The organism is Niastella caeni (assembly GCF_004834005.1).
Taxonomy (GTDB): domain Bacteria; phylum Bacteroidota; class Bacteroidia; order Chitinophagales; family Chitinophagaceae; genus Niastella; species Niastella caeni.
Window position 1 is genome coordinate 858087 of record NZ_STFF01000003.1, and the last position, 12237, is coordinate 870323.

The following is a 12237-nucleotide window of genomic DNA, read 5'->3' on the forward strand; positions in this document are numbered from 1 at the left end:
TGTTGAATGTCGAATTTTGAAGTGTATTCACTTCGGCATTCGTTATTGGATATTCAATATTCAATATTTTTCAATCTAATCCTTTTTTTGAGAACGATATTGTTTCGGCGACAATCCAATGATCTTCCGGAAACGTTTTGAGAAATAATACGGATCATCAAAACCCATGCTTAAGGCAATGTCTTTCACCGAACTGCTGCTGAAATCGAGCTGCTGACTTGCCTTTTGCATTTTCATCTGAATGAAATAATCGATCGGTGCATAGCCGGTCTTTTGCTTGAACAAACTGGAGAAACGCGACGCAGAATAATTGTAATGACTGCTTAAATCCTGCAGGGAAATATTTTCATTGATGTGTTCCTGCATATACAGGATGGCGCTGTCAACCACATCCAACTTCTCGTTCGGGCTAACCGTAGTATGCTTTGAATTATAAATAAACAGGCTCAGGAAATGCGGTAAGCATAAATTGGCAAAGATGAGGTTATCGGTGCTATACCCCAACTCCAGCGCTTTGTACATTCGGGAGAACATCGTAATGATCTCGCCACTGCTCTTTATATAAAAAGGTTTGAAGTGTTTCTGCACCGCATGCAACTCATTGAACTGCGGAAGCGATTCGCCGCCAAAATGGATCCAGTAAATGGTCCAGGGATTATCTTCGGCGCTGGCATAAGCATGTTCAACATTTTGTGGTAAAATAAAAAACTGGTTTGGACCTACCTCTGATTTTTTATCACCTATCTGGTACCACCCCGCGCCATCTACGCAATAAAATAAAAAGTTTTCCGGCAATCCTTTTTTCCGGTATGTATAATGGCCTCTTGCGTTCGGATAATACCCCAGGCTGCAAACATATAACTGATTCAACATGTCGTTAGACTGGATCTTTTGTTTCAGCACCGTTTTAGGTATTTCTATACGCTGGCGGCCAATACCATACCAGATGTTTTTATGAGAGCCCTCTTTATTTTTCGCATTCATATGGTATAACAGTAGAATTTACGGCAAGATACTTACATTCGCTGATTCTCAGTTCTCCCTTTTATGCTATATGAGATTTTAGCATTGGGAATATTGAATTGTATTATAGCCCATGAACAAGAAAAACTTCCTTCTGATCACAGGCATTTTTATTGGTATCCTTTTTCCGTTAGTGATGCCGGCACAATCTGTATTGCCGCCTTCTTATAATGTAACCTGGCATTCGCAAAGTGAAAATGCCGCCGGCTCCATGCCCTGTGGCGGTGGTGATATCGGACTGAATGTATGGGTAGAAAAAGGGGAACTATTCCTGTACATGGCAAAAAGCGGCAGCTTCGATGAAAACAATGCTTTATTAAAACAAGGCAGAATACGTGTCAAATGCACACCCAACGCCTTTGAAGGGGAAGACTTTAAACAGGAATTAAAATTAGAAGAAGGCTACATTCAAATTGACGGTAAAAAAGACCAGCTTCAAACAACCATCAAAATATGGGTTGATGTGTTTCGTCCCGTTATTCACATTGACATTTCGGGTAATAAGTCAGTAAAAGCGGATGTTGCCTATGAAACGTGGCGTTTTCATGACCTCCTCAATTCAGGAAAAGCCAATAACGCCAATTCCTATAAATGGGCGCCCCCCACGCAGGTAATTACTTATTCAGATGAAATTGATCCCAAAGGGAATTCCGTATTATTTTATCATCGCAACCGCGCTGATGTACCTACTATTTTTGATGTCACCGTAAAACAACAAGGCCTGGAAGCGGTAAAAGATAAATTATATAACCCCATTGCCAATCTTACTTTCGGGGGCATGTTGCAGGGAAAGAACATGGAATCGAATGGTGTCTATAACGGACAATACATGGATACCGATTTCAGCGGCCTTCAACTGCAAAGCAAAAAACCTGCCCGCGAACATCACATTACCGTTTATTTACATACAGCGCAAACGCCTGCTGTTGCCGCCTGGAAGACGGGCCTGCAACAGGTTATAACCGATGCAACAAAACATGCCGCTATAGCATGGCAACAAACCCGTAACTGGTGGAAACAATACTGGCAACGCAGCTTCATATATTTACAACCTGGCAAGCCCGATACCAGCTCTGCCCTATGGCAAACGGGCCGCAATTACCAGTTATTCCGCTATATGCTGGGGTGCAATGCGTATGGGAATTATCCTACCAAATTCAATGGCGGCCTGTTCACATATGATCCTTCGTTAACCGATAGCACTTTGCGGTTCACGCCCGATTTCCGCAACTGGGGCGGCGGTATTCATGTAGCCCAGAACCAGCGGCTGGTTTATTTTCCCATGCTAAAGAGTGGTGATTATGACCTGATGAAACCACAGTTTGATTTTTATCTGCGTTTGCTGCGTGCAGCCGAATTGCGCAGTGAAATTTACTGGAACCATAAAGGCGCCTGCTTTGTGGAACAACTCGAAAATTTTGGATTGCCCAACTGTACCGAATATGGGTGGAAGCGACCGGCGGATGCTGATAAAGGCGTTGAATACAATGCATGGCTGGAATATGAATGGGATACGGTGCTGGAGTTTTGTTTAATGATGCTGGAAACAGAACGATATGCCGGCAAAAATATCAATGAATACATTCCGTTTATTGAAAGCTGTCTGCGTTTCTTCGATGAACATTATCAATACCTGGCGGGTAAACGGGGAAGAAAAAAACTGGATGGCAACGGCCACCTGGTCATATTTCCCGGTTCGGCAGCAGAGACATATAAGATGGCTTACAATCCTTCCAGCACCATTGCCGGATTGCGTACGGTGCTAACAAGATTATTAGAATTACCTTCTCAATATCTCTCCGATTCATCACGCACTCATTGGCAATCGATGCTATCGCGTATACCGCCCATGAGCTACAGGCAATTCGGCAATTATACCACCATTGCACCTGCAAAAGCATGGGAACGCATAAACAATACAGAAGTACCGCAATTGTATCCTGTTTTTCCCTGGGGCATCTATGGCGTTGGCAAGCCGGGATTGGATACCGCTATCAACACGTTCAAACACGACACCGATGCTCTTAAATTCAGAAGTCATGTGGGTTGGAAACAGGACAACATTTTTGCGGCCCGTTTGGGTTTGACTGATGAAGCACTGCAACTCACTACCCAAAAATTAAAGAACAGCGGCCGCCGCTTCCCTGCTTTCTGGGGCCCGGGGTACGACTGGACGCCCGACCACAACTGGGGCGGCAGCGGCATGATCGGCCTGCAGGAAATGTTGCTGCAAACCGATGGTAAAAAGATCTTCCTCTTCCCGGCCTGGCCCGGCAACCAGGATGTGCATTTTAAATTACACGCGCCGTATAATACCACCGTAGAAGCCGCCGTTGTAAATGGGAAACTGCAATCGCTCATCGTTATACCGGAAGAAAGAAAGCAGGATGTGATCAATCTTTTAAAACCTGGAAAGCCATAATGAGGTCTTTATTAACCGCCGTTTTGTTTTGCCTGGTGTGCAGCTTGTCAAAAGCCCAATCGCCGTGCGACCAAATAAAGTATTTAGACAAGCTGGCCATGGCGCCAGCTGAATTGCCTATTCAGGATTTTAAAAAGTTCGACTACAACGAGATCCCCGATTCGGTAAAAGCGCGGATACAAAGCGAGATCATCAAAGAAACATCTGAAGCATTTTTCAGGGGCCTGCGCGTGAAAAGTGTCAAATACCTTGATTCCGTCATCAACGAAAAGTTGTTCTCGCCGGTTGTCATATACGACAACGAAAACAACCCGATCAATTTTGTATATGTTATTTTTTACGAAATGCAATTCAAGGGAGCCATTCCTTTTGTATTTAAACTGGAGATAAAACAGAATGGCGAGCTGTTGAAGAAAGGACAATTTGAAGGTGTTGTGAACCAGAAAAAGAAGATCATCAACTGCGCGAAGGCATTATCTATAGCGGCCGCCGACAAGGAAGCGCCGATCAAAAAACCGGGAGATATTTACCTGTATTACAATCAAACCTATAAAACCATTGTGTGGCAGATCATGGAAGCAGATAATACTTCAGGCGACAGCCAGCATGTAACGGTGATCAATGTGTTTGATGGCGAGATTCTGGAACGGAATGAATTTCTTAAAGGGATGACGAATTTTGATAATGAATAATCTGTTTATGGTTTATGGTTTGTAGTTTGTGGTTGCTTCACGCTTTGGAATACCTGACTACTTTTTAACAGCTTTAACTTTTTACCAGTTTAATTTTCGAATATTATGAGTTGCAAAAATATTAGACTGCTGAAATCAAAGAAACTATAAACTATAAACTACAAACTACTTCCGCACCCACACCGTCATATCACACTTTCCCCGGTTACCCCAGGCATAATATGGGATCATGGTTATTTTAACTGGCGTTGCCGATGTACGCGCTTCTTTGTACAGGGCGTTCGACCAATCTGTTTTAGGCTGCAACAAGCCGGTTCCCTGCAAAGTGGCTATTTTGCTTTTGTTTATTATGGTGATCCCTGGCTTCAGATCATTCTTTACAGGCAGTGCAATGTCAAAAACGTTCGTACCTTTTGGCAGGTCAGTCGATTCCAGGCAATACACGATTGGTCCGCGTTTCACCGCCAGTTGGTTCCGCGTTTCTTCTACCAATGGATTACTTTCAATTAATGTTACCGGCATGCTCAGGTCGAGTTCAATTACATCGCCGGCTTTCCAGGAACGGTTTATTTCAGCGTATTGCGCCGCTTTTGTCGCAACAGCCAGCGGCTTGCCATTTACGGTAACGCCTGCTTTCTTACACCACCCGGGTATACGCAGGAACAAAGAAAAAGGATTAGTTCCCACTTTGGTTACAGAGAATTTAATATGTCCGTCCCAGGGATAATTGCTTTGCTGCGACAGTTGAACCACAGCGCCGTTTTTTAACCGGGTAGATAAAGTATTGCCGCCATACAAATGCACCCAGATACCTTTTTCAGAGGTCGTATACGCATAATCACTCACCTCTGCCATCGTGCGCACGGTATTGGGCGGACAGCAATTAGATAAGCTGATATAAGGAATACGACCACCGGCCCAACGCAACGTGTACGGGAATTCACCGGAAGCGCTCAGCGGATTTGTGTAGAAGAAATTATTACCATCGAGGCTGATGCCCGATAAGATGGCGTTATACAAATCCAGTTCCATCACATCGGCATACTTGGCATCGCCCGATAACAGTAACATCCGCCAGTTCCATAACAGGTTGCCGATGTTGGCGCAGGTTTCATTATGCGCGGTCATATTCGGCAACTGGTAAGCACGGCCATATGCCTGATGCGTTTTTTGAATGAACGGCGGTTGATAGGATACACCATAGGGCGATACGCCGTCGTACAAGGCGCCGCAACCGCCGGTAACATACATTTTTTTGTATACCACATCATCCCAGATGGAATGCAAACAATCCATCAATGAATCGTCACCGGTTTCGGCATACACATCCGCTACGCCGGCATATAAATAGTTCGCCCGTACCGCATGCCCCATTGCCGCTTTTTGCTGACGGAAAGGAATACGGTCCTGGTTATCGTCGGTGCCATTATCAACCAGTCCACGAATATTAATTAGGTTAATCGCCAGTTGCAGGTATCTGACATCTTTGGTGGTGCGGTACAGTTCTACCACACCCATATAATGCGAAGGACAAATTGCATTACGCGCCAGTTCCGGTGAAGAACGCTTATAAAAATTATCCAGGTAATCTGCTGCCTTAATAGCTACGTTTAGTAATGTTCTTTTACCGGTAACACGGTAATGAATACAACCCGCCGTCATCAAATGCCCCAGGTTATACGTCTCAAAATTCAACCGATCTTCAAATGCTTTTGTTTTACCCGAGTTTCTTTCCGCAATAATTACGGGTGTATGAATATAACCATCGGCCCGTTGGCATTGCGCAATGGTTGCAATGGCGGTATCCATCATTACCTCCAGCCGCTTGTCTTTGGTATCGGCATACAAACTGGCCACTGCTTCCAGCAGTTTGTAAAAATCACCATCGTGAAATGGAGGACCTTTGTGTGAACCGGTATCCCTGCCCGCTGCAATTTCAAAATTCTTATATGCATGGCTCACATTGGCATCGGTATAAGTGCGCCATAAATGCGGTACCATTGAATCCTTGCACACCTGCATCCGCTCGCCCCAAAATCCAGTCGTCCATGTTACGGCATTCAGATCAACCGGATGCAGTTTTGCATGTGCACTGTTGCTGGTATTCACCAGGCTGTTGTTCTGGCTATACACACTATTTCCCGCAACCAACAGGGCGAAGGAAAGACTACTCCATTTATACATAGCTCTTATAAAATTTTCAAGATTTACTATTGTTCTATTTGCAATGTTACCGGCCCCAGCAAGCCCGCAGGCAACAGCGGTTTGTCTTTTAACCATAGAGGCGCTGTGGTCCAGGTGATGCGTTCTTGCTGTGGCAATGCCAGATCACCTTTCAACCGGTTGCACCAGGTATTGGTAACTTCAATCCGCAATTCGTTTTTACCAGGACGCAATGCTTTTGTAATATCCAGGCGATATGGCGGCGTCCACATAACACCACAGGAAATTCCATTCACAAATACTTCAGCCAGGTTAGCTACACTGCCTGCATCGAGCCAAACCCTGCCGCCGGCAGCCGGTGCATTCTTATTTTCAAAGGTTGTTGTATACACAGCCGTTCCCGAATAGTATTTAATAGCGTTATTATTATCGGTTGACCAGTCGTTCAGTTGCTCAAAAACTACTGGTTGTGCCGGACCGCCTTTTGTACTATCGAAGGTTACATTCCAGGCATTTCGAATAGAATCCACTGTTATGTCATGTGCGGCCAGATTCAGGAAAGAAGTTTCTTTTGTTGGTTTACGTAACACAACAAATAAAGACCCGTTGGCAGGCAACACCAATTGCAGTGCTGTACTACCATTTTTGAACATATACATGTCAACTTTGGCCTGCTCACCGGTAACAGGGTCCCAGATCTCAGGTACCCGGCCTGCTACCCGTAACGACAACGCCAAACCGCGGTCTTCCTGCCGTTGATTACTGATAAAATAGATATCAAAGCCATTCCCGCTTCTATGCGTCCACGCAATATCACGGGTTGGTTTTCCGGAATCATCCACAAACTCCAGGTCTCTTTGGATACCAATAGGCTCAAACGAACTTTCCCGGTAAGGCCCCTGTACTACCGTACCCTTGCCCACTTTCCATTTCATTAATTTTCCGGTCGGCACTTTTTTCCAGATAGAACCGGCAATCGTTTTTACCAGTTTGTCAGCAACAGCAGCTTGCGTTAAACTGAACGATTGCTCTGGCGCATCATTTACAATTATGGTTGCGCCGGCCATTACCAGTTCTGCTATCTTTTTGGCAACTGCCGGGGTCATGCGTTTGGCTGTGGGCGACATAGGATGTGGCTGCGGTAAAATCAAAAGTTTATAACCCGCCCCACCCGGTAACTCAATACGGCCATTACGCACGGTAGCCTTCATCAATGCATCCGGATTAATACAATCATAGGCATAACCATGCAAAGGATCAACCCAATTCTCCGGGTCAGCCATATTCGCGGAATGCGTTACACCTTCCGGCAAAGACCTTAATGGATTACCGGCATTGGCTAATCGCTTTTTTTCGGCCTCTACTAATGTATCGCCAAAAATGCCGGGCAGGGTGCTTACAAGCCTGTCTGGCAAAATGGAACGGCGGGGAATTTCTTCACCTGTAAAAACGGCCACATCCACTACCGGTTTACCTTGTTGTAACAATGCCTGACAACGTTGCGCATATTCTACCCAGGCTTTCCCCGGCTTCCACCAGGTTTGGTCCCGCTGGAAATACATGCCTACTCCATTCAGGGTCATGCCCGGCTGGCGGTCCATCCAGGGGTTATGCATGAACACATGGTACACCAGCCGGTTAACACCCCAGGCATAATTGCGGTCACCCAGCGTCTTTAACATGCCGGGATGTTCATCCCAGGCCATCCGCAATTCGGTAAATGCTTCGGCCCCTATAATAGACTTACCATAGATATGCGCGCCTGAAATGGCATCAAACATATCGTTGGGTTTATCGTGGGTTGGACTGCGCAACCAGAATTCACCCATAGGGATATCCGTGTTCTGATAATGGAGTAACCCGTCACTGGTCATCGTAGGCGCTACCGTTTCTCCACTGATCACACAGCCTTTTGCATGCGCCAATCCTTTAAGGTTACCATAAAAGTTATCATTAACCAGTTCGGCTATAGTTTGCCGGACATCATACAAAAAACGTTCACTCACATCGGCGCTTTGCACAGGCACACCATTCATGGCAACGAGATACGGCAGGCAATCATACCCCCGGCGCTTTTTAAATTCCGCTCTGAACACCGGTGACCAGTTCTGGCTGCCACATTCCCAACTATCGAGATGGAACATTTTTAGTGCTTCGCGAGCTACATCAGGCCCTGCTTTACGGATGGCTTCTGCAAACCAGTTATCGAATTGCAGCCGCACCGCTTCGGGATTAAACTTATCGCACTCCAGTCCTTTCCCTCCGCCACCTGTTGCATTGGTTTGGCCGGTAGAAGTATGTCCAACCCGCATAATCGTCCAGTTGCCTTCAGGCACCTCCCAGGTAAGGCGGCCATCCGGTGTCATCTTGCTGGTAATATCGATGATCTTATTAAGCGGCACACACAAAGAATCGGGCGCCTGCGAAACTGTTGTACGTTCACTTACCCGCCATATAGCGCCGCTCTTTCCTTCGTATTGATGGATCACCGGTTCGCCCGACAACAGGATGCCATTGATCTTCAGCGATTGCTTCCATTTCGCAGCATCCAGGTCTTCCGAGCCCGGTTCCAGTCCTTCTCTTTTGTATACAAACCTGAAATATCGGGCTGTAGTGGCTTTAATGGCATAGGTCACATCGGCATCGGTATCCTGCCAGCCATGGCGGGGCGATTGCAGCCGTTCTACTTCACTGAATTGTTTGCCATCATTGCTCACCATGATCATTAACCGTCGTGCAGAGTAGCTGCTGGTACCGCTGGTCCTAATTACAATTGACCTGCCCGTAAATGGTTTTTCATATGCATATTGGATCCAGCAGGCGCTGTCGCTCCGGAAGCTTTGGCGGTTGCGTTTATCGATCAGGAATTGCGGCGATACGCCGGCCACACTACTTGTAACCACCGGCACCAATGCCGTATCGGCTATGCTTTTTTTGATCATGGTAGGAAATGCGAACACCGCTATATCGCGATAATAATTCGCCCGGGTTTCGGGCTGTGGCAGCAGGCCATTGAATGTTCTATTACCGGTTACGTACGTCTTTGTGCTTACCACGCGCTGCATAGACATTTCGGGTTTTATCCATGGACCACCGGCCAGGGCAAAACCATCACTCACATGCATACCTAAGGGCAAATGCAGGCGTTTGGCTTCCTGCATGGCAAATACAACCAGTTGCCACCAATGCGGTGATAATTGCTGCGCAGGCGGGTTCACCAACGGTATGCTATCGGCGCCACCAATGAACATCATATAAGCCCCGCCAATACCAGCCAACTTCATAGCTTCCAGGTCGGCCGTAATACCTTCTTTGGAAGCGGCCGCCCGGTTCCAGTACCAGATCACCCAGGGTTTGGCCTGTTCCGGCGGATGACGGAACAGTTCATCGAGTGAGGTATCTGATAATGGAGCCGTTTTTGTAAATGAAGTCATTGCCGGGAGCTTCCGCGTCTGTGAAAACAGGGATAGTACACTTAAACAGCCCAGTAATATGATAGTATATTTTCTCATTTCATGAATGATCAAGGGTAAAAACAGCTGTAAGCCATAAGCTGTAAGCCGTAAGCCATAAGCTGTAAACAAGCAAATGCAGTTATAAGCAAATACCGCTTAAAGCCTGCCACCAACTGTATTTCATTTTCAAATTATCAAATTATCACATTTTCAAATTACCACATTAGCCTTTATATTTCACCTCATACTCCTTCCCTGCCTCTACCGTCATTTCATATACATTATTTCCTTTACTTACAATCACCGCTCCTTTGCACGAAGGTTTCGCCTGGCTTTTGAAGCGAAGCGTACCGGTGCCTTCACTGCCTTTTATTTTTATTTTGGAAGTGCTGCAATACACATCGATATCGCCATGAGGCGTAGGCACTTTTCCTTCCATCCATTGCAATCCACCTAAAACCGGTTCCGCCACCCAGGTGGCATACCCCGGTGAAAGCGGTAGTACGCCCAGGTAATATTTTCCCAACAGGTAAATGGGACTGGCGCCCCAGGCATGACAAAGGCTTTTTCCAAACGGACGGCCATACATAGCGTAATGCTCCGCGCCTTGTTTGGCAGGATTGTATTCTTCCCAGAATGAAGTAGCACCGGCCTGCAGCATCCCGCCCCAGTAGCTCTTCATTTCCGACAACACATATTTTTGCTCGCCCATAGCACACAATGCCTCCAGTTCATAAAACCGCATGTAGGGCGTAGTGATCTTTTGTATAGCATCGTTTAACAATACATGCTGTTTTACCGCTTGCTTCTGCTCATTATTAAAATAATTAAAGAAGATGGCAAACATGTTGGCGTAACGGGTTACATTATCGGTTGGCTTTCCATCAACCCGGCTGTGCACGAGCGCATGTTTGGCATCGTTCCAGTAAATGGAAAATAATTTTGTTTTCAGATCTGCAGCCAACCGTTTATACAGTTCTGCATTCTTTGTATCGTTCACCATATTGGCACAAAGCGCCATGGTTTCCAGGCTCCGGCAGAAAAGCAATTGCTCAAAGCTCACCTCTCCTTTTTTACTTAAACCATTTGCCCAGTCAATAAAGATCCAGTCACCAGACAATCCCTGCATCAGGCCATCTTTATTGCGACGTTGCAAACAATAATCCATCAGGCTTTGCATACGCGGGTAGGTTTGCTGAATGAAGGTTTTATCGCCCGTATACTGGTAGAAATCGTAGATCCCCAGGAACCAGTAAAAGGTATAGTCCATGATGGTATTGATGTGACTTGTCACCGGGTCTTTACCACGCAGGGCCATTAATGTACGGGAAACCGTTGGCACATCAAAGAAAAGATAATAGTTCATCAGGTAGCTCTGATACGCATCGCCACTCCAGATCCAGCGATCACGCTTAATACCATCGATGAAAAACTCACGGGTAGCCAGTTGCATGGTATACGCCGCCACATCCCATATTTTATTAAGGCTTGTATCTGAACAACGGAAAGAACCGCGATTGGCAACTGGCAGGTATTCGTACAACATCGAAACGGAGTCAACAGTAACATCGCCCTCGGTTTGAATATTTACAAAACGGAAAGCTTTTGACAATACCATTACAGAATCCCTTTTTGAACCAAGGTTCACCTCTACCCGGTCGAGCGTTTCACAAGTACCAGTAGCCAATGCTTCCTCTTTTGATTCGCCATAATATAACGACAGTTTACCATTGCCCTGCAAACCATGCAGGCGGATAAAACCAAAGGTTTCCCTGCCAAAGTCAACTAATAACGATCCGCCGTTTTTGGTGGTAGCAACAGCCGATTGTGGTTGTACTGCCAATTTAAATGCGGAAGGACGTTGTGCAGGGTCGTTGAAATTCCAACTGCCGGCTTTTAACCAGACAGTAGCTGAAATATCTGATGTTTTACCGGTCTCGTCGATCCATTCCTTGTCTTCAAACGTTACCAGCCACGAAGAATCAGAAACAATAGTCTTACCCTTCACATAAATAGCAGGTACGTTATCGCGACTGAATACTTTTACATTAATGCGGTGCTTACCGGCAGGTATGGTAATCTGTTGCGGTGTACCTTCAAAGCCCTTTCCATCGAGTTTCAGGATGTAATTGCCTTCTACAAATACATTGATCTGCTCCGGTTCCGCCAACTCAACATCTTTATGAAAATCCATCAGCACATAATGATTATCCAGTTTCCAGAAAGGCGGAAAGAAAGATCCCCGCTCGGTGCGACGGTTCTGCATGTTGTTGGCCAGCCAGATCTCAAAATCACCGGGATACCAGATCCAGGTAGCCTGAGCAGCGGCCCCGGGCGCCGCCTCAACATGATGCGCGGGTTGCGCCTGAGTTGTGCAAGTGATCCATAACAACGAAATCCAAATTGAGTGTTGCAATATGGCATGTCTGCAATTCATCCGGAAGGTTTTATTAAGTAGTTTATCGTTTATTGTTAATAGTTT

The 12237-nt window shown here is 46.0% G+C and carries 6 protein-coding genes; 2 read left to right on the top strand and 4 right to left on the bottom strand.

Annotation, left to right across the window (positions count from 1 at the left end; genetic code table 11):
* Positions 1–75 precede the first annotated feature (75 nt).
* Positions 76–984, bottom strand: coding sequence for an AraC family transcriptional regulator (locus FAM09_RS14610; RefSeq protein WP_136577855.1), 909 nt, complete (start codon positions 982–984; stop codon positions 76–78).
* 112 nt (positions 985–1096) lie between these two features.
* Here FAM09_RS14610 and FAM09_RS14615 point away from each other — a divergent pair, with 112 nt between their 5' ends.
* Positions 1097–3445 (top strand): DUF5703 domain-containing protein, encoded by a 2349-nt coding sequence (locus FAM09_RS14615; RefSeq protein ID WP_136577856.1) that lies wholly within the window; start codon positions 1097–1099, stop codon positions 3443–3445.
* On the top strand, positions 3445–4137 hold the full coding sequence (locus tag FAM09_RS14620) for a hypothetical protein (protein ID WP_136577857.1): 693 nt from the start codon (positions 3445–3447) through the stop codon (positions 4135–4137). Before FAM09_RS14615 ends, FAM09_RS14620 begins: the two co-directional genes overlap by 1 nt.
* A gap of 165 nt (positions 4138–4302) precedes the next feature.
* Here FAM09_RS14620 and FAM09_RS14625 read toward each other — a convergent pair whose 3' ends face one another.
* The 3 genes from FAM09_RS14625 to FAM09_RS14635 all read right to left on the bottom strand — a co-directional run bounded on the left by FAM09_RS14625 (position 4303) and on the right by FAM09_RS14635 (position 12192).
* Entirely contained in the window at positions 4303–6321 is a 2019-nt protein-coding gene (locus tag FAM09_RS14625; RefSeq protein WP_136577858.1) for an aceric acid hydrolase, read from the bottom strand.
* A gap of 26 nt (positions 6322–6347) precedes the next feature.
* Entirely contained in the window at positions 6348–9734 is a 3387-nt protein-coding gene (locus FAM09_RS14630) for a glycosyl hydrolase (RefSeq protein WP_243751677.1), read from the bottom strand.
* A 244-nt stretch (positions 9735–9978) separates the two neighbouring features.
* Positions 9979–12192 (bottom strand): alpha-L-rhamnosidase-related protein, encoded by a 2214-nt coding sequence (locus FAM09_RS14635; protein WP_136577860.1) that lies wholly within the window; start codon positions 12190–12192, stop codon positions 9979–9981.
* Positions 12193–12237 lie beyond the last annotated feature (45 nt).

Excerpts from the sequence above, each read along its gene's own strand:
- FAM09_RS14630 (WP_243751677.1), bottom strand. The coding sequence starts at position 9,734 with ATGACTTCATTTACAAAAACGGCTCCATTATCAGATACCTCACTCGAT.
- FAM09_RS14635 (WP_136577860.1), bottom strand. The coding sequence starts at position 12,192 with ATGAATTGCAGACATGCCATATTGCAACACTCAATTTGGATTTCGTTG.
- FAM09_RS14615 (WP_136577856.1), top strand. The coding sequence starts at position 1,097 with ATGAACAAGAAAAACTTCCTTCTGATCACAGGCATTTTTATTGGTATC.
- FAM09_RS14625 (WP_136577858.1), bottom strand. The coding sequence starts at position 6,321 with ATGTATAAATGGAGTAGTCTTTCCTTCGCCCTGTTGGTTGCGGGAAAT.
- FAM09_RS14610 (WP_136577855.1), bottom strand. The coding sequence starts at position 984 with ATGAATGCGAAAAATAAAGAGGGCTCTCATAAAAACATCTGGTATGGT.
- FAM09_RS14620 (WP_136577857.1), top strand. The coding sequence starts at position 3,445 with ATGAGGTCTTTATTAACCGCCGTTTTGTTTTGCCTGGTGTGCAGCTTG.